The following is a 21,596-nucleotide window of genomic DNA, read 5'->3' on the forward strand; positions in this document are numbered from 1 at the left end:
TGCCCTCCGGAGGCAAAGGTCGTTTGGTAAATAGGCACAGTGGTTAGAAGTCACAATTTGGAAATGCGCCCGTAGCTCAGCTGGATAGAGCGCCGCCCTCCGGAGGCGGAGGTCAGAGGTTCGAATCCTCTCGGGCGCGCCATTTTCCTGGGCTGCAGCGATTTTCTTCCCTTCGCATTAGTTTTAAATTCTTCTCTTTGATGCTTTTTCGGCGTGAACGTTAGCTGTTGTGGCTGATTTTGCGGTGGATCAGGGCTGTGACAAATCTGTGACAGATTTGTGCCAAATACAATTTTTGTCTGCTGCGAAACCTGAAAACGGACCTTTAGCCGCCCCTTCTTATGATTCTGCCCTAACGTTTTACTTGAGCATTGGCAGTCCGAAAAGTCTGAGATATCTTTACGTTTCGTATCGGACTTTTAGATGGAGAAACTGCCTTACCTTGAATTGCTCCTGATTTAATATCGGAAAGAAAATTGGAGTTGTATTACTAAAAAATCTTGGTAGTAATCAGTTATTAAACATTATATGTTAGTCTCTGATTTTAATGTTTAGTCGGTAATTTAAGTCAGTTATGGATATAATAGACCTAGCTTTTGTTGAAAGTCATTGTGTGAAAATGATGTTTTATCCTGAAGCTTGGGATAGCTCCAACACGCATCATCTAGATTGGGAGAAGCTAGACTTCCCGCCCTCAAAAAAGTCTCTTGTGCCTCGTGAGTCTGGCGTATATGCCTTCATTGTAGAGCCGAATCTCTTCTCTTTAAAACCTGCAAATGGGCTCTTTTATATAGGTAAAGCAACAAATTTGTACAACAGAATTTCGGAGTATACGGGACAGTTGAAAAAAGATTTCTCTGACTCTCAACGGCCGCATATTTGGAAAATGGTGAATCAGTGGAATGGTCGGTTGAAATACTATTATACAACAACTGATGTTGTCGCTACAGCTGAACAGCTTGAAGAAGAAATGTTGAAGGCTTTAAGACCGCCTTTTAATAGACAGTATGATGCTGAAACAAGTCAAGTAATGAGGGCATTTTAATGAGTACGACGCTTCTTCCGGCAATCAGGTCAAAAGTTGGAGATTGGATGACATACGTTACGTCAATGTCGTTCATAAATATTGCAAAGTTAGTAAAGGATCCTGATGAAATTCATGAGCGAAAGGGACTATCAGACTGGATTCAACGTGAAATAATAAGTTCTCATTCGGATCAAATTGCAAAATATATAAAAGAAACTCCCCAGCGTTTCTTAGGTTCTTTGATAATCGGTGTTTACGATGGGAACCCTAACTGGGCTCCTCTCAATATAAAATTCACGCTTGATCAATTAGAGCTCAGTGCAGAACAGCAACAAAGTATGGAGGGTAAGTTAGGCCTTTTGCATTTAACTGGAAAAGAAAAGCTATTTGCAATTGATGGCCAACATAGAGTTTCCGGAATAAAAAAAGCGCTAGCTGATTCCACGACCGATTCGCGAGTTTTAAACGATGAAGTGAGCGTCATTTTTGTATCCCATGATGAATCGAGTGAAGCAGGTAAGTTAAGAACGAGAAGGCTATTTACTACATTAAATAAAAAAGCGAAACCAGTTTCTAAGTCCGCCACCATTGCCCTAGATGAAGATAATGGATTTGCAATTGTAACTCGTTGGTTAATAGACAAACATTGGCTATTCGAGGACTCAAAAAGTCACATTTCCTATTCGAGCACGGGTTCTATACCTGCGAAAGATGAATGGACGATTACTAGCGTAGTTGGTTTGTATGAAATAATTAAAGACCTCTATCCTTTAAGTAATAAGAGAAGCTTTGAGTCAACTCGACCTACAAATGTTGAATTACGGGAACACCTTTTCTTTGTGGAAGAGTTTTTGAACGAAGTTATTAACCAAACTCCAGAGTTCAATGAAGTGTTGGTAGATCGGAGTAGAAGCGCTCGATATTATCGAGAAGAAAGTAATCATTTACTCTTCCGGCCGGTGGGGCAAAGAGCGTTTGCTAGGGCAACCCAGATACTAGTGAAAAGAGGGTTTAGCATAAAAAACGCTGTAAAATCTCTATTAAAAGCAGACTTAAGTATCAGTTCGAGTAATTGGATTCATATTTTGTGGGACCCAATAAGTGAAACAATGATTACGAATAAACTTGTTATGGCTGAGACCCAGCTTTTGCTGCTTAGCGGAAACGATGCAAGAACTATCAAGGCTAAAGAAAACGTTGAACGATTATTAAAAACTATTGATTAGGACTCAATTCAGGGTGAAAAAAGGAAATTATCGCAGTTCAACCTTTAAACTAGATAAAGTCAGTTTTTCTGACAAATTGGCTTTTTTGACCGAGCTTATAGACATGAATTTCGTCTTCTGCGTAGAGCTCTAAGTATCTATATAAATTTGCTTGAAGATCTTTTACTGTTCTCCTATACGGACTCGGATCGTCAAGTAACGCATTATGAAGTAAAGATGATACTTGGCCAAAAGATAAGCCATTCACATCATCGCAATTCTCGATCTGGGACATTAGCCAGATATAAATCTTGCTACTTTTAAATCTGGCTTTTGCGAGTTCAAAATTGCCCCGAAGCTCTTCGATCGCGGCGAACTCAATATGACGATTGTGGTTATAATGCTCGCAATCCTCTAGAGGAGGACAAAGAGGAAGGTCGACGACAAATAAACCTGGAGTATGAAATAGAACGTCTAGAGGCCAATTATATGGGGCTTCAGTTTTTGTTGGTTTTATTTGGTGCGCTAAGTAATCGTCGATTCTATTGAGGATATCCAAAGTTAGAGGGATAGCAGAATTAACAATACTGAGCGTAGATTCGGTTGACGTTTCATCCTCAATATCGAAACCCACAGTTGCTTCGACGTTCCCTTGTTCAACTAACCCATAACCTTTGCCCGTGCAATTGGCACTACCTACTAAAATAAACCTATTATCAAACAGTGTTACTTTAGCATGTAATTGCTGTAAAGCTTTAACCTCATGCCCTTCATCTAAAAGACATCTAATTCCTTTAGTGTCTGATGCTCCATTTAAGAAGTCCTGCGGAGCGAAACGCCCAACGATAGTCAGCCTCGCGTCTTTTGGGAGTTTTTTCAGAAGCCACTCTACTCCGGAATACGTAACATAAGCGGACAGAGCAACGACTACACGAGTTCGCCCGAGTTGCCCACTGATGACTTGCCTAAGTTTGTGACTGTCTGTTATGAAGATCATTAATGTTAGTTAAAAGATTTCATCGTCTGTATCAGAGTCGTCAAGAAAGTCTGTGATAACTTTACCCCAATCCCTTCTGATAGTGTTTAAGTACGTTAATCGACGATCATCTGAAGTTTCGTTCATAACTCGGGCAAAACCTGCTATCACTGTTTGCATGACAACTAATTGCTCCTCTGGAAGTTGGGAGATAAATCTCCGATAAAAGATATGGTTAGAATTGAAGAGCACCAAAGTCATGCCCTTACGAGTAGAAACATCAAAAAATGCATCAGAATCCTTTGGAGCTGTTTCTATTAAATATCTCTCACCGCTACTTAATGCGGACTCAGCTTTCTTCTGAGCCTCTTCCTCTGTCATACCTTCTTGCTTTAATAACTCCTCTAGCTCTGTTTCATTAGGCATAGAGTTATCTCTAGCCCGATCTCCTCTCTCCTCGCGAACTTGGGATCCGCGAGTTGCTCTTTGACCAGCTGAATAGGGGGCATCACTGTCTGGGTCATAATCGTTTCTATCTACAGCAACTAATTTTAATTTCTCTTCGGCATGTTTTACTTGTCGTTTGATCGCTTTTACAACTTCCAAAGTACAAAGCAACGGATCATTATTTTCTTTCAAGTCGTCCAAGTATTCTTGCTCTGATTCAAACCCGGCTTGATCACTTAACTCCGCTATTTCATAAGGAACGAACTTAACCGCGTCTTGTTTGTTATTTGTCACGCCGAATATTGCATCTAATGCCGGTGGGAATTGAACTTCAATACCAAGATATCTGCCCTTGTATCGTCTAAGCTCGCTATTTAGGAAGCTATCCCGTAATACTAGCTCTCTCCCCGCACGCATTACTGATACTCCGATGTTTTTTGCGCAATCCTTCCCCCAGACAGTCTGCCCCAGCCGCTTATTCCCCTTTTGATGTTCCAAAATATACTTTGCAATACTCGATTTAACTATCGAAGTTCTTATCACAACCGTGCCTTTGACTAATTTTTCATCTACGGCAAAAAACTCAATTGGAACCTCTTCTTCGTCAAGAAGCTCGAAAAATGCTTCTCCTTTATACTTACCCGGCAGACTAGGTAAGGATGTATTCTTGAGTAGATACATTGGATCATTTGAACTAAAAGGCTCCCTTTTGTATTCTTCGATACTTTCAGGACCTGACTTACGATAAGTGATGCTATCTATTTTGACCCGCTCGTTAGATAAATATTGTCGATACATCCGTCCAACGAGGTGTTCGCAGTGCTTAAAGTTCGAGTGACCAGTTTTCCAATTAAGCCGATCCAGCTTGGACCAAATAACTAAAGTTCCACTTTTAGGGAGTTGCTGAAAAAAAGATGTTTGATAGATCTGTGGAATGTTTTTTTGGGAAGGTTCAGGCACTACTTCTAACAAACCGTCTTTCATTTCATCAATATCTAAATATGTATGGTGTGGCAAACTTTTTTCGGTCCAGCTCCAAACGTCGACTCTTCGGCACTGTGAAATCGATGAGTTAGGAAGTCCCATTCCGAATTTCCCCATACCATCGGGATCCAGTTTATGGGTACTACCTCCGAATTGCATGGCTTGCCGAAGCTCAGAAGGACTCATTCCTTTGCCATTATCCCATACGGTTATTTCTGAGACATTATAGGTGCTTCGAGATGGAGTTCCTCCAAGCTTCTCCTCAATAAACCCAATTTCAACGCGGCTCGCATTTGCTTGAATGCTGTTATCTATAATTTCCGCCAACGCATAGGCGGTATTCGTATATCCGTTATCTCGTAAAGATTCTATGACTGTAGATGCATTTAAAAATCTCGGTTCCATGCTATTTTATCCTTCCTGCCACATTTCATTCCAGTGCTCGAATGCTAAATTGATGCTTTTAAATTGCGGGATGTCGTCCATTACCGTATATATACGACATTGATTATTTCCCCCACTTTTAAAGCCACGCATCGCCCTACCTGCCATCTGCAAATATTGTACTAATGAATCCATTGGTTTCGCTATAACTGCAACACTTGTTCTCGGTGCATCAAACCCAGCCGTAAGTACATTGAAGTTAACTAAAACTTGAAGGTTCCCTTGCTTATACTGATTTATTTTTGCTCTTCGAGTTTGAGGTGTATCATTTTTACTATCTATAGAAGCTGCCTTTATTCCGGCAAATGAGAGCGCTGTTGCCAAATTAACTGCATGCTCTACAGTACACGCAAAAACGATTACAAATGCACCTCCAGCACACTCTCGTTTTATGGTATCCATGATTCGGCTATTTCTTTCGTTGTTGAGTGCTAATGCTTTCATTGTGCTTGGACCGCCTGAGTCCGATAACTCATACGCTTGTATCTTGGAATGGTCATAGTCCAGAGACTTAAATTCTGCTTTTGCCAAGTATTGCTTTTCGACCAGATAATCAATAGGCGACAGATAGCCAGAAACTCGCATTGAAACTTTATTTTCATGAAAAAATGAGGAAAGCTCTCTATCCTCATCAGATAGACCATCTAATGAGAATTTGCGTCCTGGAGTTGCCGTAAGTCCGATCAAATGAGCATTAAAGCTAGTAGAGCCAATGAAATCTTCCACTACTTCTCTAAACTTAGGGGCAATCGCTTTGTGAGCTTCGTCAAAAATTACTAAAGTAACGTTTTCAAGTAGCAGTTTGTAGAGGATTTTAAGCTGTTTAGAATCCCGCTTTCTTATACTCAAGAATTTGTGTAATCCGGCCACAACGAATCCAGAATCGATACCACTAAGGCTTTCGTCTGATTCTGAGTAGAAACCGTAAATGGATGTAGGCCGACACCCTAGAGATTTCCATGCGGCTTTGAATTCACTAAATGCCTGGCTGCACAACTCCTCTCTATCAGCTAACCAAAGAACTAGATTATTCGAATTATCCCTTAAATGTTGTGACGCAATATTCATCGCCGTTCGTGTTTTACCTGAGCCCGTCGGGAGATGAATGAGCTGTCGAGTCGCACCATCTTCGAAGTTACTAAATATTCGTACAGAGATGTCTTCTTGATATGGATATAAAGAGTAATCAGGTTTGATGCGAGCAATGCTTTCAAACTCGTCGGTTGTTTGGGTGTTGAGCTCATAATCTTCGGATAGACCAATTTTCGCTGCAAACCCTTGAGCGTCCAAATTTGCCCATTTAATGGCCGCAGAGTAATGAGCCGGTGTCACATGCGCCTCGCTCGCTGCAATTTCCGAGAACATTTCGGAAAAAATCTTGGGTGGGATTCGTTCAATTAACTTTGTTCGAAGTTCGTCATTGAAAATAAACTCAGAACTCTTTGTCGCAGCGATTAAATCAGCTAGTGTGTGCTTACTTACTCCTAACTCCTCGTCTCTCACTTCGCTAGACGATAAAGCAAAATCAATAGCGCTTCGCGGAAGAAGTGATAAGAGCTCGTCTTCTGCAAAGTTGTATAAAATGTCTTTTAATGTCGGCACATGAACTCCTTTTCGTTTATCTAACCTTTGTACCTGAGGTTGCGCTAAAGGTCAAAGCTGTGCGGATTCAACCCTTTAGAAAGGTCTTTAAGTCCTTAAAATTTTGCCGGACCTATGCTATTTTGGAGAGATTCTCCAAGAAGGATATGGATATGAAACCTAAATTTTCAGGGCACGATACGTTTCCCTTACGGTACGGGTGGCTGTACAAGGCTGTTAACCTATTGATAAATAATAGCAAAAGTTCAAACTCTTCAGATGATTTTGTACGTGACGCGATTGTAACTCTCGGTGTCGGTAAAAATATGGTCAACGCAATTCGCTATTGGGCCGAAATGACAGGCGTAATTACGTCCTCATTAGTTAATTCACGCAGTCAGTTAGCAGTAACCGAGTTAGGCAGCTTTCTTTTCGAGGAAAAGTCGAGTAACGGAAGTGCAGACCCGTACCTTGAGAAAACCGGTTCTATTTGGTTGCTGCACTACCGTTTGAACGCCTCGACAGACTTATTAACTTCATATCGTTACTTTTTCAACTACTGTAATTTTCAAAGCTTTGAGAAATCTAAGCTGGTCGACGAAATCGCTTCTAGCGTTATCAGTTTGACTAATATGGAAGCAGGTAAGAAGTCGACAGTAAAAAAAGACGTAGATTGCTTCTTGCATACTTACAGTAAAAAATCACGACAGTCGAAAGCAATTGATGAAGATCATTTTGCTTCGCCGCTTTCTGAACTTGGGCTTATTACTGAGGTTTCTGGCGGTTTTTGTGTTGGTGAATTTACAGAGCGGCCTTCTTTACCGACAGAGATCTTTGCTTATGCTCTTTGTCGTTTTCTTAAGGATGAAACTGCTGAATCAGGTGCTAATACCATTGATTTTGACTCTCTTCTGTCTAAACCTTGTTCACCTGGTAGAATTTTTCGCTTATCTGAACAGGGATTATCGAGCAAGCTCGATGACCTTACTTTTATTTCAAACGGAAAAGTAACTTGGACTGACTCTCTAGGCCTAAGACAAATCATGGTCGACCCGTTCCTGAAGAAGTACCCTGCCCAGTTTTTGGATGATTATTACGGTGACGGTTATGTCTACTAGCGTCTATATTAACGACAAATATAAAAGTTCGGTTCGGATTGATGCAGTTACTGATAATTTCGAAGCGTTTTTAGACGCAGTTATTATTCATGGGACGATGCGGTCAACAATATCTACGGTCTCGCGGGAAATTCAAGGGAGTTCACAAAGAGCATTCACTGTTACGGGTCCTTACGGCTCGGGTAAGTCAACGCTGGCAGCTCTCATATCGGGCGCGGTGGGGCGCAACGACAATCACCGTCGCGAAACTTTAGATAAGTTTAAAAGTGCACATTCATTGGATGAAACTATTGAAAAAGGCTTTCCTTATAAAAGTGGCTGGGGGGTGGTAAAACATGTGTGCGGTTTAAGTAAACCTGCACAATCTATAGCCGCATCAGTATGCGGTCAGTTAGACAGTAAAGTTAATCCTCCCACTGCATCTACGTCTGATACCGATTGCTTAAAAGCGATCAGTAACTCGATTCAAGAAGCGTCAAAAAGCTTGGATGGAGTCGTCATTCTACTGGATGAGCTAGGGAAGGCGCTAGATTATCAGTCGAGTCATGACGGAGATTTATATTTCTTTCAAGAACTTGCGGACTTGGCACAGAAATCCGACAAGCCAGTTATTATCATTGGTTTTCTACACCAGGCATTTAATCAGTACGCAAAAGGCAAAGCTGCACTTACGCAGCAGGAATGGGCAAAAGTTCAAGGGCGATACCGCGACTTGAGCTACAATCCGACCGTGGACGAGTCTCTTATTTTGATAGCCGACTCTATAAAGGTAGAGCCTGAGGTAGAGAAGCGGCTACTGAATAAATATATCGGGTTGGTTGACTCGATTTCGACTGAATTACCGCCTGCAATGTCTGCAACTACCCCGCTACTCAACGCACTACCTATCGACCCTATAGTTAGTCTGCTATTGGGTCCAATTTCTCGGCGGCGATTTTCACAAAATGAGCGAAGCATTTTTGGTTTTTTAGCCTCCAGCGAAAGATACGGTTTCCGTTGGTTTTTGGAAAACAAGTGGTCACCGGATTCACTTTCCCTCTATGGTCCAGATCTTCTATGGGACTATCTTGAAACCAACTTAGGGCACCTTATTAATAGCTCTCCAGATGGGAAAGCCTGGCTAGAAGCAAATGATGCGATCTATAGAGCAGGAGCGAAAAATGGAGATCTGTATCTCAGACTTACTTCGTTCGTTGCTTTGCTAACCGTTTTTGGTCAATCCTTTCACTTATATGCTACTCGTGAACTGCTAATCAAGTATTACCAGGGATGCGGGTTTGAAAAGCAAGAGATAGAAGACGTAATAGACGACTTAGAAAAATCATCAGTTCTTATTTTTAGAAAAAAACATAATGCTTTATTTGTTTTTCAAGGAAGTGACGTCGATGTAAATGAGTTAATTGCGAATGAAATTGAGTCAATTAAGGAAGGAGTAAATTGGGCCAATGAATGTACTTCTGCAACTCATATCTTGGCCTCCTCGCACTACCACCGAACGGGAGCAATGCGTTGGGTCGCAACTAGATTTGTTGAGTACGCAGAGGCTATTTCGAATATTGATTCCAAAGAAAAACCAAAAGCAGGTGAGCCTTTCAGTGCATTTGTTTTAATCGGCGAGTCACTAAACCAAAAGGAGTTGAAAAAGCTATCTACCGAATGCCCGCGCTTATTACTGGGTTCTCCAACGAATATTAGTAAACTTAAATCATCAGCAATAGAGTCTATAGCTATTAATAACGTATTCAAGCGAGAAGATAGGTTAGCGCACGATCACGTTGCAAGAAAGGAGCTAAATAGTCGCTTGTCAGATGCTCGTCATCGTCTGTCTAACGAGCTTGACGCGTTATTTGCTAGTGCGAAGTGGTTCTATCAAGGAGAGGCAAGAGGTATTGCTCCTTTGTCACAGTTAGCTTCTCTCGCAGCGGATTCGATGTACCATCGTTCCCCCATAGTTATTAACGAATTGGTTAACCGTTCAAAGCCATCCGGTAACGCAAATTCGGCTACAAACAAGCTTATGCTTGCAATGCTAAAAAACGAGAGTGAACCAGATCTTGGCTTTGATGAGAATACATTCCCGCCCGAAAAGGGCGTTTACCTATCGGTGTTGAAGAGTAAAGGTTGGCATCAAAAAACACCGTTTGGATATGCATTTGTTTCAGATTGGAGTTCTGAACTAAAAGTAGAATTCGAAGATGCCTACAGACTATGGGAAAGTGGTTTTAACTTTATTAAGTCGGCAGAAAAAATGGTGACATTGTCAGACCTTTATGAAATGTGGATGAGTCCGCCTTTCGGTTTGACTGCTGGCCTTTGCCGTATTTACGCCTTAGCTCTTCTAAAGTCGCTCGAAGGAAAAGTAGCTTTTTATGATAAAGATTCGACACAAAGTTTTATATTTATACCTCAGTTGGATGAAGTAATAGTTGAGAAACTGCATAAACATGCACAGGAAGTTGCAGTTAGGTATTTTGAGATTGATTCGATTCAAACTAACGTTGTTCGTAGTATCGCGACTGCAGCGGAACTAAAATCTAAGAAAGATTCGAATCTTCTAGAGTTAGCTAAACATATTGTAAAATTAATTCATACTTTGCCTCCGTGGGTAAAGAAGACCTCAGGCCAGTTGTTTGAAAGTGAAGAGCGAGGGGTAGAGCTATCCAAAGAAGCAAAAGCGCTTCGTAATAGCGTCTTGAGAGCAAATGATCCTTACAAGTTAGTATTAGAAGATATCCCTGCAATTTTTGATGTTTCCGGCAACAACGAAAGCTCTAAAGAATCGATCAATGAACTTTCGATTCGTCTAAAATCCGCAATCGATGAGCTTATGTCACAGCACACGCTCTTAATCGATGCCTTTAAGCAAGTGGTCAGACAAGAACTTGACGGAGAATTCGATCAAGAATTGGCATCAAGAAGCTTCCGGGTTGCGAATGCTGCACATAGACCAACAATTAGAGAGTTTTCAACTCGCTTAAATGGGTATATCAACGGTAAGAATTCCTTCGAATGGATTGTATCAACAGCGCTTGGAGCGGCCGAACGGAGCTGGACCGATAAGCATATTAGTAATGGACTTCACGAGATTTATAACTTATGTCGGCAGTTTAGGCGTGAAGAGACGTTTTCTAAATTAACATCAACTACGTCAGCAAAATCGGTTGGGTTGATAACAACCGATAAAGCAGGTGGTTTAGTGGAGCTTGAGGGGCATATATCTAAAGCTTCCGAGAATGATCCGAAGTTAGAAAGTCTTTTGGAGTCTGTTAGTGAGGAACTTAAACCTCTTTCTAATGATCTAAAACGAGAGGTTCTAGTTCGTTTGCTTAGCGAACTAATGCATCCTGTCGAAGCTTTGGAGGCAAGTGATGACTGAAAGAATTAAGCACGTACTCGGACTTTCGGGTGGCAAAGATAGTAGTGCTCTAGCTCTTTACATGAAAGAGACGCGACCTGATTTGGATATAGACTACTTTTTTACCGATACTGGTTATGAACTCCCGGAAACTAATGATTTTATCGATAAGCTTGAAGAGCGTTTAGGTTATATTCATCGACTGAATGCCCGCTCGCTAAATGATATTGATGGCCGAGGCGAGTTAGATTTCCGGTCGATGCTTAAGAAACATCAAAACTTCCTGCCATCTCAACGCGATCGTTGGTGTACCGTTCAGCTCAAACTAAAGCCTTTTGAGCAATGGGCTGACGACTTCATCAAAGAAGGGTATCGCATAGTAAACTATGTTGGTATTCGTGCCGATGAGCCAAGCAGAACCGGGCTTTTAACTATTGATAAGCCTATTGCTACTGTTATGCCGTTTCGAGAAGATGGCATAGTGAAGTCAGATATCGAAAATATTCTCCAACGAAATGGACTAGATTTACCTGATTACTATAGCTGGCGTTCTCGTTCAGGTTGCTCATTTTGCTTCTATCAAAAAAAGATCGAGTGGATTCGTTTGAAAGAGAAACATCCAGATCTTTTTGAGCAAGCGAAGAAGTTCGAAAAAGGAGAAGATAACAACGTGACTGGAGAACGTTTTTATTGGATGGGCAAAGGCGAGCCACTGGAGACACTCGAAGATCCCAAGAGACGTGCTCAAATAATTGAGAATCATGAAAAGAAAGTTGAACGATTTAAGAAGAAGAAAAGACGGAACGCGCTTTTAGGCGACATTGAAGGGGTTTATGAGGCCAACGATATTGACGAAATTTATGACGATATTGAAGGCGGTGGTGCTTGCATAACGTGCTATAAATAGTCTAATTCGATTAAGGGTTATTTGAGAGCCCTCTTAGGGCCTCTCAGCTTTCCGTGTACTTGGCTATTTCATTTACTAATGCTTGTATATCTTCAGCTGTATTTATATGGCTGAAGCTAATTCTTAGCGTTTTAGATGCCTCTTCCCTATTGAAATGCAGCGAAGTTAGAACGTGTGAGGGTTCTATTGAGCCCGCTGAACATGCCGAACCTTGCGATAGCGCTAATGATTGGTGGCTTCCGCGGAGAAGCCCCTCGATATTACTGCTTGCTAACGTAAGGCTAATACAAGATGGTAAGGTCTCTGCTCCACCGTTCACCCTATATCTTACGCCGAGTCTTTTAAGCCCGGTGAGCAGTTTCTCTTTTAGCTCTATATTTCGTTCTAATGTGTAGTAATTCCGAAAAGCGCCAATCGCTGTGCCAAAAGCAGCAATCAATGGGGTTGGCAAAGTACCACCTCTTACACCAAACTCTTGACCCGCTCCGTGCACGAGAGGGCTAATATCTAAATCCTTGAGGTCTCTTATATAGGCAGCCCCCACCCCCTTAGGCCCACCAATTTTATGAGCGGATATCGACATAAAGTCGACGTTGAGCTCGTCGACGTCTGTTTGAATTTTTAAGTAACTTTGAGCCGCATCAGTATGCAAAGGGATTCTTGCTTCCGTGCAGATGCTACCAATTTCGCTAATAGGATTGATGGTTCCTAGCTCGTTATTTACGTGCATAAGCGACACCAGCGAGGTATTTTCTTTTAAAGCGCTCTTTACTTGGGCCGGTTTAATTTCACCCTTAGAGTTAGGGTTAAGATACGTTACTTCACAGCCTAGTAGTTCAAGGTAGTTGCTTATCGACAATATACATTTGTGCTCTACTGCGGATGTTATTAAGTGCGGCTTTTTACCTTTTAAAAGTAAAGGTAAAATCACTCCCTTAATTATGAGGTTATTGGTTTCTGTTGCGCCGCTAGTAAAAATAATTTCGCTCGCGAAGGCTCCCAACGACTCGGCCAGCACCTCACGTGTGTCCTCAATCAACTCTTTTCCTTGCTCCCCGAGCATGTGAGAAGCGGAAGGGTTTGCGTAATGACTCTGCATCGTTAACTGCAGATCTTCTCTGACCTCTGGGAGCATTGGATACGATGCTAAGCTGTCGAAGTAAATCATTAAGAGTTTCCTCGCCCTTGCTTTAGTAACGAAATACTATTCATCAGTCACCTCAAGTAATTGACCAACGTCACACTCCAAGTATCGACAAAGCGTTTCCAGCGTCTCGAAGTCAATTCGTGACGTTGTTTCGTGATACAGGCGAGTCAAGGTACTGCGGTTAATTCCAGTATCCCTGACGACATCTGAGACCTTCAGTTTTCGCGCGCCCAATAACTCCGCAAAGTTGCATTTTATCATTTTAGCGACCCATTTTAATTCTCTAGAGATACAAAAAGCGTTGACAAGTTATCAATAGGCGTATAATGTATCTCTAGAGCATTATTATTGCTCTCTTAAGATACTAGGAGAATAGCATGAACGAAACATACCTGACCACTGAAGAATTATCTGAGCGTATTAAATACGATCCCAGAACGATCAGAGAGCAGCTGAAAGACTCTGTTTTGTTGGAGGGCATTCATTACGTTCGTCCTTTCGGAGGCCGAAAACTCCTCTTCATTTGGGAAGCTATTCAGCGGGACATGATGGGGGCTTCCTCGAACTCATTGGCTATACCAATGGCGCGTGGAGGTCTTGCTCATGGCTAGAATGTACGCACGGAAGGAAAATAACCGTTTGGTTATTGACTTCAGTTACCGTGGCAAAAGGTGCCGCGAACAAACTTCTCTTGAGGACACGCGAGAAAATCGTAAGCGGGTGCAGAAGCTGCTCGATCGGATTGAAGCGGAGATCACGTTAGGGACATTTGACTATGCGAGACACTTTCCGGGTAGCCCTAAGGCGCAGCAGTTTAAGGAAATGCAGGTCCGCAGTCAGCATTTAGACACGCCGCTCTTCAGCGATTTTGCCGAGACCTGGTTTGCTGAAATGCGTATTCAGTGGCGGACATCTCATGCAGATACGGTCAGAAGGACGCTTAATGGTTATTTGCTTCCAGCGTTTGGAGATAAAGAGGTTGGCCGCATCACCAAAGCGGAAGTTCTTGAGTTTCGGGCCTCACTCGCCAAAGTTACAACCCGAAGCAAAAAACCATTATCACCGTCGCGGATAAACCACATCATGACGCCATTGCGCATGATTTTGAATGAAGCAGCCAGCAGGTACAATTTTAGCTCACCTTACCAAGGAATTAAATCGCTTAAAGTTGCGCGTACTGATGTTGAGCCATTCGCGTTAGATGAGGTTCGTCTCATTATTGAAAAGGTACGTCCCGATTTTCGAGACTACTACACGGTGCGTTTTTTCACTGGCATGCGAACAGCGGAAATCGATGGCTTGCAGTGGGATGCAGTGGACTTTGAGCGTCGGCAAATCATGGTTCGAAGCACGATCGTTAACGGTGAAATACAGAGCACCAAAACCGATGGTTCCTTCCGCGCGATTGAAATGAGCCAGCTGGTGTTCGATGCGCTTAAGCGACAACACCAGGCAACAGGAGATATGAAGTTTGTCTTTTGCACTCGCAATGGCTCGCCGCTGTCGCATAACAACGTCACTAAACGTGTCTGGTACCCACTGTTACGGCATTTGGCTTTACGTAAACGCCGCCCTTATCAAACCCGTCACACCGCGGCCACGCTTTGGTTGGCAGCGGGGGAGAGCCCTGAATGGATTGCCCGTCAAATGGGCCACTCGACGACCGAAATGCTGTTTCGAGTGTACTCGCGCTATGTCCCGAACCTGACCCGGCAAGACGGCTCAGCTTTCGAGCGGCTGCTCAAATCTAATTTCAACGACTTTAAGCCAGATGGTGCGTAAGAGCTTCGCTCTAGTCACGTTAACGATTTAATATTTCTTGGAGAATGACTATGAATACAACAACTCATGAAACTGTACAGCCCCTTTTGGTCGATGCTGCCATTTATCGACGTTTTATCGGACGTTATTACCTTTCGGCGATAAAGTCGGTGTCTTCCGAACGAGATAACGAAGTATTTGAACTGACGCTATCTGATAGTTCGGGCGATCTCACGGTCTTAGCTCGTTATGACCAGCTGCTAGACCAGGTCATTCTGGAGCACACCATGATCCATGTTGAAGTTGCAGCGTTACCCACAAATGCTGGAACGGTAAGGGTGTGTAAAAATCTAAGTTGCGCGGCAGCCAGCAAACGCCTGGGCAATAGCTTGTCGGCTCTCCCTTTGGCTCAATGTCCCCAGCCCGATGTTTTTAAGGCTTTTCTAGTGCTATATGCTCGCATTCAGTCGCCGCTAATGCGAAGCTTTGTAGATGATGTGTTACTCCAGCCCAAAATCGGGATCTCATTCCTGCAATGTCCAGCAACCCTAAGGTCACATCACGCCTATCTCGGAGGACTACTTGAACACGCTGTTGAAGTTGCGTGGAATGTGTCAGGTGTTCATGCGCTGACGGATATTGAGCGTGATGTCGCGGTTGTCGCTGCGCTACTGCATGCCGTCGGTAAAACACGAACGCTGACTGCTGGTGCTACGAAAACCGCTCTGGGTACTCTGGTTGAGCCTGAGCTGCTGACCCTCGAGGTATGTGCTGATGCGTTACATAACCTTGAGTATCACTCACTATCGCTGGCTAATCAGCTGCGTCATATCTGGACGTCTGGCATTTTTCGCGAGCACACATGCGGTCAAAACCATGCCTTGCTCCACGACGTCCTAGCTCGCTCAGTCAAGAGCAGCATGATCAGTCAGCAATCGATGGCATTTCTTGCTGAGGCCGAGATTGATACACCTACTTTCGCATAGGCGCTTTGCGAAACTTTAATTTCATTAATTAGATTAATTTCGTAACAGGAGACTGCTATGGCTCGCCACGCGGAAGTCACGGAGCAGGAAATTATCGACGCTGCCTTAGCGTTGGAACAACGAGGGAAGCGCCCGAATCCGGGCGCTATTCGCAAGGCACTTGGTGACCGTGGCGGGCTCGCTCGCATTAAGAGTATTTGGCAGCGGTACTGCGATAATCGCGATGACCCTTTGTATGACTCCAGCCAAGATAGTTTGACGTTAGATTCACTTCCTAATACTTACGCTGAAAACGTCCAGACCTTAATCGGTAAAGTCACTCACGCAATGGAGCATATGGCAATTGCTGCTTACCACGATGCGCAGCAGCTCTTCGAGCGACGCCTTAAAAGCCTTGAAGCGACTCATGAACAGGCACTAGAGCATTATAAGGAAAGCGAGCGCTCTGCAGATGAGTGTGTACAAAAGCTGGAGAGTGAGCTCGATGAACTGCAGGTAGAGCTAGATGGTCTTGCACAGCAAAACGCAAAACTGTTAATCGAAAACGCGGAAATGCGAGGCAAGCTTGAGGCAGCGAAAGGCTGAAGTCCTAATGCCAATCAGTACTTCATCTGTCAGATCATTTCCACACCAGGAAATTAAAAAGGACCCCCTATGAAACTGGAATACATGAGATTTTTCATGCTTGCGCCTGCTAGCCTTTTGGAAGCTGCTGAAAATCAGATACAAGTTGAACTCGATAGAACCGACGGCGAACTCCTCCATTACCAGCCACAGACGTTTCGAGGATATAACCTTGGATGGCCGCGTGGCGATGTTCAGGGTCTATTGCAGTTCTTTTCGGATGTCGGGTGTGTTTTCTCTCAGTATCGTCTTGCGTATTCACTGCTGCCCGAAAACCTTGAGGAATGGCCTTTAAAATCGGAGTATTTAGCTTTTTATTATGCCCTCAGTGCAACTGAAATCCGGTTGAATTTACGTCACGACGATCGAGTAAATGGCGCGTTTCGCGAGTTCGAATGCAGTAACGAATTTGTTCGCTACCGGTTTATGATGAATATGTTCATTGACCGATATGCGCAGTCGCACTCAATTTCAGCGGATATTGTTGAGCATTTTGAAACACTGTCGAGGGATGAGCCTGACGCAGAAATATTTTCTTAAAGCTTTTGCTCTGCTTTGGTGCATAATTTGTTGTATTAAATTTTCCACTCTTTTAATGTCGAATCTAGAACTGGAGTTAACTTCAAACGATAGGGAATATAGCTATGTGGTCGGTTAGGATGAAGAGCAATGATGTAAATTGGAATGAGCTTTTCAAAAATTTCGAGCCGGAATCGAGGAAGCAGCGCCTCATAAGAGAATGTAAGAAGTACGATGTCACCCCTTACATCGATGACCCTAGCGAAAATGCTTCTGGCAATAATGTAATGCGAGGTGTGGCCTCTGAAGCGGAAATCGAAAGGCGACTTTCAGCAAAGAAAGCTGTACTCGGTGCTAGTAGAGCAAACATAATTGCGTTGCTGGCATTTTTCGTAGCATCATTTTCTCTTGGAATAAGTCTTTATGAAAAGCTTCTCTAAAAAAGAGCAACGTCATAGAGGGGGTAGTCGGCGAGCAAGCGTAAGCCGGCATCTGCGTGCATGGACTGTTATCCCACAAGGAGATAATTCGTGCTCGCACCTATTCATATAATAACTCAAATTGCTGACTGCGCGGAATGGGCAGATCGCTTGGTTCGAGCCGACCTTATCAAAGGTTTTATCGTAACAGAGAATGATTACACTTCAAACTTTACGTCCGCCTTTCGGCGCGAGATTAATAGCCGAAATATTCCTGAGATAGCTGCGCACTCCCAGACATTATCTCCTAAAGTGGAGCGGAGTACTGGCACTGATGGATGCATCATCTTCCGAAACAATAATCAATTTAAGATTGGTCTTTTTGAAGCCAAATGGCCTCGTTTTAGCACTCACATTAACTATTGGGACTCTCTTCAAAAGAAAACATTAAGTTCCCATTTTGATGATCAACTCCAACGGCAGCACCACTTAAGCGACTATGCAATTTGGGAAATGTTCTATTCCGAGGAGCCGTATGGTGCTAATCCATTATTCCCGACTTTCGGCTCATCCTGTATTTGGCACGCGGATGTATTCGCCGCATCGTCCTCCAGATCTTCTACTTCGACTTGGACCGATGCGGAGCTGAAAGCGATCCTTTCTGCCAGTGGCAAAGGAATAAGGGACATAGTAACTGCTATCTGCAGTTGTACTCATGGAAAAGTGTATTCTACGAGTGTGATGCACAGTCTGCTCGAAGAACTGGGAATCAAGGGTGAGGTCCTCGTAGTTCAGCTCGGTGAGAGTCATAGGTGACAGTAAGTAGAATGGCTACGGAAATTATTTAAATTCATGAGATATTCGGGGAATCAGCAAATGGTCAATAAACCCTGGACCCATTTTTTAGTTAATTTCTCGGCTTTCTCTGGTGGTAGTCTATCGTTAAATTGACGTGGAGGTTGCCAAGCAGTAAGAAAAACGCGAGATGGACAATATCGCTTTCAAAGGATTAAATTCTTCTCAAGTGTGAACGTGAAACTGCTTCTGAGAATTAGTGTTATAGGATAAGAAAACTATGGATTATTTATCACTATTCAGAATGCCAACCCCGATGAAAATAACGGGAAGATCGTCGACCATTACAAACTCGTTTATAAACTCAATAATCCCGGTAATTGTTCCGACAAATAATCAAGTCAAAGAGGCGTTGGATATTCTGGGCATGGACCATGATAAGTTTCAATGTGCTTATTGTGGGGATAGAGCATCGGAATGGGATCATTTGCGGCCACTAGTTCAAAACAAAAAGCCGACAGGTTACATTTCAGAGATTCATAATCTTGTTCCTGCGTGTGGCAAGTGTAATCAATCTAAAGGCAATAAACCCTGGCATATGTGGATTATGAGTTCTGCAAAGTTATCTCCAAAAAGTAGGGGGGTAACTGACCTTCATGAACGCATTCAGAATCTGCAAAAATACGAGGCATGGCTCGAGCCAACAAAAATCGACTTTGAGTCCGTTGTTGGTAAAGAGATATGGGATGAGCATTGGGCTAACTGGGAATTAGTTCAAAGTACCATGCGGCGGGCCCAAGTGCTTGCAGCAGATATAAATAAAGCAATAGCCATTGAATATAAAAAGCTATAACAAGACAACAGACTGTATGCTGGTAATTGCTAACCTATGCAAATTGAGGACTTACTATGAGAATAGCGTGCTTAGGGTGGGGGTCTTTAATCTGGAACCCCGACTCTTTACCAATCGCTTCCGGATGGAACGACGATGGACCTGAGCTTCCGATAGAGTTTGCTCGCGAATCTGCTAACGGTCGAATGACATTAGTGCTGGTTGATAAATCTAAAAAGTCACCTTCGCTATGGGCTATATTAAGTGCAACTACCATGGAAGCGGCTAAGGCTGAATTAGCTGAGCGAGAAAGAATACCTGAGAAGAATATAAAATACTCAATAGGATATTGGGAGTCTACTTCAGGGGTATCACAGGGAAGATGTGTGGAAGAAATATCTACATGGGCGAGAAATAAAGGGTTGGATGGTGTCGTATGGACGAACCTAAAGTGTGGGTTCCGTTCGACTCGCGATAAGCTCCCAGAAGTTAATGATATAGTAGAGCACCTAAATAACCTTCCTCCTGAACAAAGAGCTTTGGCAGAAGAGTATGTGCGTAAAGCTCCAGCTAAAGTTAGAACTAACGTTAGAGACGAGCTGGAAAGACAGTTGGGCTGGCTGTCGTTAAATGGCAATGGAAGTTGATGCGGCAGGCTCTTGGTTGCTGTTTCGCTTTCATAGCTTAGCTGCGCTAATCTTTTTATATATGGAATCGTTAACCTAAGTGTTTGCAAATCAGCCAGAGTGAAGTGGCCAATCTATTGCGACCATTAATTCTGACTAGGTTCACCAATTAGTTTCGAAAATCAACTATAAACTCGGGCGCAGTATAATTTTCCGCCGCTTCGGGTGTTAAGCCAATCAAGAGCTACGAAAAAGTTATTATGTTAAAAAAATTCTTAGAAAGAGTTGAATCGATTGGTTACAGTACCAACAAGCTTGATAGTGGCAGTATTAAAATCGGCTTAGATTGCTGTCCTGAATGGAATGTGTTGCTTATTGATATAGACGACGATCGTATGCTTCCATATTTCTACCTACGGAAGTATAGAGTAGAGGAAGTAACTGATTTGCACGATATACTTCCAACAGTTCTCACTACTATTATTAAAGCCAATGGAACTAGTTCGTTTCGGTTTTTAGGAGAACATAATGAGTTTAGTGGTATTGATGATGAGTTGTATGGAATGTATTGGTTTCCCGCTCAGCCTCTTAACGAAAAACTTCGTAAAAATAGCGAAAATGACCTAGATTGCTTCTTCAATATATTATTTGATCTGTACATGTTTCATATGTACCAGGGCGATATTCTAGGTGCTAATGATTATGAGCCAGTCGATTTCTCCTCCGATTCTCCCGAGCTAAAAGTCTGGGTTGATAGCATTGTAGAGGCGATTGGTAAAGACGAGTCATATGTAGCAAACTTGCGTGTAAATCCAGATTGGTTTTACTTCAGGAGTTTTTCAGCTGCATTCTCGATATTTAAGAGTCCACATATTGCAACATTATTGAAAGGGTTTGCCTGTAAGAAAAGTGAGGGTTTTAATGATCTGGAGGGGGTTGAATCATCTATAGAAATTCATAACGATATTCGTAATACAATACCTTTCAGCGACTATGATTTTTCAATCAATGTCTTACAGAAGCTAGGCGATAAATCAACAGTTGAAGTTGTTCCCCAAGAGAATCTGCTTGTTTTTATTAGTGATGAACACGTAATCATGAAGTACTCAAATTGTGGAGCAGAGGCTGTAGCAATAGAGAAAGAACTTATAAGGGAAAGGCAGCAACGAGAAATATCTCTATTGTTCGGCGATCGACAATTTGTTTGGAATATAGCGGACCGGAATTCGAGCGCAGAATTCGAAGATTTAATTCTTGAGCTTCTAAATCGTGAAGCTTGGGTTTTTTCAGTTAAGAAAGTGGCGCCAACTAATCAGGGTGACAATGGCCGTGATTTAATCTGCGAATACAACATGCTACATAACGAACATCAGATATCTAAGGATGTTGGCTCTGTACAGATAGGAAAAATGATTGTTCAGTGTAAAACGAACTTGAACACATCTAAGAAAACATCAGTTGGTAAGTCTGATGTTGATATTGCTAACGCTATATTTGACTATCGACCTGACGGATACATGCTGGTGGTTAACACACAGATTACTCGAGATCTAACGGAAATGTTAGAGCGGCAGAAGGAACGTAGGGAACAAAATGCTATTGTTTGGTGGAACGCATTTGATGTAGAGGACAGGTTGCGTAAGCACCCCGATATTTTAGCGCGCTACCGTCATTTGGTATATTACGAATAAGTGAGCTAGCAAATTGCTCAAGTCTATTCTGAGTCAGCTTTTCTAGACACGGCCTATTTAGAATAGCGACGGTCGTAGTTACTCGGTGACACCCTACAATCTTTGTATGATGACTCATTGGATTGGAAACCACCTCAATGCAACGAAACACG

The 21,596-nt window shown here is 42.7% G+C and carries 20 protein-coding genes and 1 tRNA gene; 16 read left to right on the forward strand and 5 right to left on the reverse strand.

The genetic code is table 11. The annotated features are described in order from the left end of the window. The first annotated feature begins 65 nt into the window (after window positions 1–65). The 3 genes from IDSA_RS06235 (at window position 66) to IDSA_RS11840 (ending at window position 2,253) form a co-directional block, all read left to right on the forward strand. Window positions 66–142 (forward strand) — tRNA-Arg (locus IDSA_RS06235). Window positions 143–574: 432 nt separating this feature from the next. Beyond that, window positions 575–1,045 carry a GIY-YIG nuclease family protein gene (locus IDSA_RS06240; RefSeq protein WP_034775267.1) on the forward strand — a complete coding sequence of 157 codons (471 nt, stop codon included), beginning with the start codon at window positions 575–577 and terminating at the stop codon, window positions 1,043–1,045. Then, on the forward strand, window positions 1,045–2,253 hold the full coding sequence (locus tag IDSA_RS11840; RefSeq protein WP_051986130.1) for a DNA sulfur modification protein DndB: 1,209 nt from the start codon (window positions 1,045–1,047) through the stop codon (window positions 2,251–2,253). Before IDSA_RS06240 ends, IDSA_RS11840 begins: the two co-directional genes overlap by 1 nt. Window positions 2,254–2,302: 49 nt before the next feature. Here IDSA_RS11840 and IDSA_RS06250 read toward each other — a convergent pair whose 3' ends face one another. Genes IDSA_RS06250 through IDSA_RS06260 form a run of 3 tightly spaced genes read right to left on the reverse strand, consistent with a single transcriptional unit; the run spans window position 2,303 to window position 6,685 of the window. Then, entirely contained in the window at window positions 2,303–3,229 is a 927-nt protein-coding gene (locus tag IDSA_RS06250; RefSeq protein WP_034775269.1) for a phospholipase D-like domain-containing protein, read from the reverse strand. A gap of 9 nt (window positions 3,230–3,238) precedes the next feature. Then, window positions 3,239–5,044, reverse strand: coding sequence for an ATP-binding protein (locus IDSA_RS06255; RefSeq protein WP_034775271.1), 1,806 nt, complete (start codon window positions 5,042–5,044; stop codon window positions 3,239–3,241). A 6-nt stretch (window positions 5,045–5,050) separates the two neighbouring features. Next, entirely contained in the window at window positions 5,051–6,685 is a 1,635-nt protein-coding gene (locus IDSA_RS06260; RefSeq protein WP_051986131.1) for a DEAD/DEAH box helicase, read from the reverse strand. Window positions 6,686–6,837: 152 nt separating this feature from the next. Between IDSA_RS06260 and IDSA_RS06265 the strand changes: the two genes are divergently transcribed. From IDSA_RS06265 to IDSA_RS06275, 3 genes are read left to right on the forward strand one after another with little or no spacing between them, the layout of a single operon-like run. Continuing rightward, window positions 6,838–7,782, forward strand: coding sequence for a DUF4007 family protein (locus IDSA_RS06265; protein ID WP_034775670.1), 945 nt, complete (start codon window positions 6,838–6,840; stop codon window positions 7,780–7,782). Continuing rightward, entirely contained in the window at window positions 7,772–11,158 is a 3,387-nt protein-coding gene (locus IDSA_RS06270; protein WP_034775273.1) for an ATP-binding protein, read from the forward strand. Before IDSA_RS06265 ends, IDSA_RS06270 begins: the two co-directional genes overlap by 11 nt. Then, entirely contained in the window at window positions 11,151–12,044 is an 894-nt protein-coding gene (locus tag IDSA_RS06275; protein WP_034775275.1) for a phosphoadenosine phosphosulfate reductase family protein, read from the forward strand. The genes IDSA_RS06270 and IDSA_RS06275 overlap by 8 nt, the downstream gene beginning before the upstream one ends. 43 nt (window positions 12,045–12,087) lie before the next feature. Here IDSA_RS06275 and IDSA_RS06280 read toward each other — a convergent pair whose 3' ends face one another. Continuing rightward, window positions 12,088–13,212, reverse strand: coding sequence for a cysteine desulfurase family protein (locus IDSA_RS06280; protein WP_034775277.1), 1,125 nt, complete (start codon window positions 13,210–13,212; stop codon window positions 12,088–12,090). Between the two features lie 36 nt (window positions 13,213–13,248). Further along, a complete protein-coding gene (locus IDSA_RS11995; protein ID WP_084694063.1) occupies window positions 13,249–13,452 on the reverse strand; it encodes a helix-turn-helix domain-containing protein in 204 nt (67 codons plus the stop codon). A gap of 116 nt (window positions 13,453–13,568) precedes the next feature. Here IDSA_RS11995 and IDSA_RS06285 point away from each other — a divergent pair, with 116 nt between their 5' ends. The 10 genes from IDSA_RS06285 (at window position 13,569) to IDSA_RS06330 (ending at window position 21,444) form a co-directional block, all read left to right on the forward strand. Beyond that, window positions 13,569–13,802: a glycosyltransferase family protein gene (locus IDSA_RS06285; protein ID WP_006954074.1), complete on the forward strand. Its 234-nt coding sequence runs from the start codon at window positions 13,569–13,571 to the stop codon at window positions 13,800–13,802. Then, window positions 13,795–14,973, forward strand: a complete 1,179-nt coding sequence (locus tag IDSA_RS06290) for an Arm DNA-binding domain-containing protein (protein WP_034775280.1) — start codon at window positions 13,795–13,797, stop codon at window positions 14,971–14,973. The genes IDSA_RS06285 and IDSA_RS06290 overlap by 8 nt, the downstream gene beginning before the upstream one ends. 50 nt (window positions 14,974–15,023) lie before the next feature. Further along, window positions 15,024–15,938, forward strand: a complete 915-nt coding sequence (locus tag IDSA_RS06295; RefSeq protein WP_034775282.1) for a hypothetical protein — start codon at window positions 15,024–15,026, stop codon at window positions 15,936–15,938. Between the two features lie 57 nt (window positions 15,939–15,995). Further along, the gene (locus tag IDSA_RS06300) at window positions 15,996–16,523 is read left to right on the forward strand and encodes a DNA-binding protein (protein ID WP_034775284.1); all 528 of its coding nucleotides are present in this window, start codon (window positions 15,996–15,998) and stop codon (window positions 16,521–16,523) included. A 69-nt stretch (window positions 16,524–16,592) separates the two neighbouring features. Next, window positions 16,593–17,102 carry a hypothetical protein gene (locus IDSA_RS06305; protein ID WP_034775286.1) on the forward strand — a complete coding sequence of 170 codons (510 nt, stop codon included), beginning with the start codon at window positions 16,593–16,595 and terminating at the stop codon, window positions 17,100–17,102. Between the two features lie 119 nt (window positions 17,103–17,221). Then, window positions 17,222–17,521: a hypothetical protein gene (locus IDSA_RS06310; RefSeq protein WP_126760551.1), complete on the forward strand. Its 300-nt coding sequence runs from the start codon at window positions 17,222–17,224 to the stop codon at window positions 17,519–17,521. A 90-nt stretch (window positions 17,522–17,611) separates the two neighbouring features. Next, the gene (locus IDSA_RS06315) at window positions 17,612–18,316 is read left to right on the forward strand and encodes a hypothetical protein (RefSeq protein ID WP_034775294.1); all 705 of its coding nucleotides are present in this window, start codon (window positions 17,612–17,614) and stop codon (window positions 18,314–18,316) included. A 259-nt stretch (window positions 18,317–18,575) separates the two neighbouring features. After that, complete coding sequence (locus tag IDSA_RS06320) at window positions 18,576–19,148, forward strand: HNH endonuclease (protein WP_034775295.1); 573 nt, start codon at window positions 18,576–18,578, stop codon at window positions 19,146–19,148. A 185-nt stretch (window positions 19,149–19,333) separates the two neighbouring features. Further along, window positions 19,334–19,774 (forward strand): hypothetical protein, encoded by a 441-nt coding sequence (locus IDSA_RS06325; protein WP_126760552.1) that lies wholly within the window; start codon window positions 19,334–19,336, stop codon window positions 19,772–19,774. 239 nt (window positions 19,775–20,013) lie between these two features. Beyond that, window positions 20,014–21,444 (forward strand): restriction endonuclease, encoded by a 1,431-nt coding sequence (locus IDSA_RS06330; protein ID WP_034775296.1) that lies wholly within the window; start codon window positions 20,014–20,016, stop codon window positions 21,442–21,444. Window positions 21,445–21,596: the final 152 nt, after the last annotated feature.

The organism is Pseudidiomarina salinarum (assembly GCF_000753715.1).
In the GTDB taxonomy this organism is placed as follows: domain Bacteria; phylum Pseudomonadota; class Gammaproteobacteria; order Enterobacterales; family Alteromonadaceae; genus Pseudidiomarina; species Pseudidiomarina salinarum.

What these genes read in the sequence shown, in the direction of transcription:
- IDSA_RS06275 (WP_034775275.1), top strand. Translation starts at nt 11,151, where the DNA reads ATGACTGAAAGAATTAAGCACGTACTCGGACTTTCGGGTGGCAAAGAT.
- IDSA_RS06285 (WP_006954074.1), top strand. Translation starts at nt 13,569, where the DNA reads ATGAACGAAACATACCTGACCACTGAAGAATTATCTGAGCGTATTAAA.
- IDSA_RS06330 (WP_034775296.1), top strand. Translation starts at nt 20,014, where the DNA reads ATGTTAAAAAAATTCTTAGAAAGAGTTGAATCGATTGGTTACAGTACC.
- IDSA_RS06290 (WP_034775280.1), top strand. Translation starts at nt 13,795, where the DNA reads ATGGCTAGAATGTACGCACGGAAGGAAAATAACCGTTTGGTTATTGAC.
- IDSA_RS06280 (WP_034775277.1), bottom strand. Translation starts at nt 13,212, where the DNA reads ATGATTTACTTCGACAGCTTAGCATCGTATCCAATGCTCCCAGAGGTC.
- IDSA_RS06295 (WP_034775282.1), top strand. Translation starts at nt 15,024, where the DNA reads ATGAATACAACAACTCATGAAACTGTACAGCCCCTTTTGGTCGATGCT.
- IDSA_RS06310 (WP_126760551.1), top strand. Translation starts at nt 17,222, where the DNA reads ATGAAGAGCAATGATGTAAATTGGAATGAGCTTTTCAAAAATTTCGAG.
- IDSA_RS11995 (WP_084694063.1), bottom strand. Translation starts at nt 13,452, where the DNA reads ATGATAAAATGCAACTTTGCGGAGTTATTGGGCGCGCGAAAACTGAAG.
- IDSA_RS06305 (WP_034775286.1), top strand. Translation starts at nt 16,593, where the DNA reads ATGAAACTGGAATACATGAGATTTTTCATGCTTGCGCCTGCTAGCCTT.
- IDSA_RS06320 (WP_034775295.1), top strand. Translation starts at nt 18,576, where the DNA reads ATGGATTATTTATCACTATTCAGAATGCCAACCCCGATGAAAATAACG.
- IDSA_RS06255 (WP_034775271.1), bottom strand. Translation starts at nt 5,044, where the DNA reads ATGGAACCGAGATTTTTAAATGCATCTACAGTCATAGAATCTTTACGA.
- IDSA_RS06270 (WP_034775273.1), top strand. Translation starts at nt 7,772, where the DNA reads ATGTCTACTAGCGTCTATATTAACGACAAATATAAAAGTTCGGTTCGG.
- IDSA_RS06325 (WP_126760552.1), top strand. Translation starts at nt 19,334, where the DNA reads ATGACATTAGTGCTGGTTGATAAATCTAAAAAGTCACCTTCGCTATGG.
- IDSA_RS11840 (WP_051986130.1), top strand. Translation starts at nt 1,045, where the DNA reads ATGAGTACGACGCTTCTTCCGGCAATCAGGTCAAAAGTTGGAGATTGG.
- IDSA_RS06300 (WP_034775284.1), top strand. Translation starts at nt 15,996, where the DNA reads ATGGCTCGCCACGCGGAAGTCACGGAGCAGGAAATTATCGACGCTGCC.
- IDSA_RS06265 (WP_034775670.1), top strand. Translation starts at nt 6,838, where the DNA reads ATGAAACCTAAATTTTCAGGGCACGATACGTTTCCCTTACGGTACGGG.
- IDSA_RS06250 (WP_034775269.1), bottom strand. Translation starts at nt 3,229, where the DNA reads ATGATCTTCATAACAGACAGTCACAAACTTAGGCAAGTCATCAGTGGG.
- IDSA_RS06240 (WP_034775267.1), top strand. Translation starts at nt 575, where the DNA reads ATGGATATAATAGACCTAGCTTTTGTTGAAAGTCATTGTGTGAAAATG.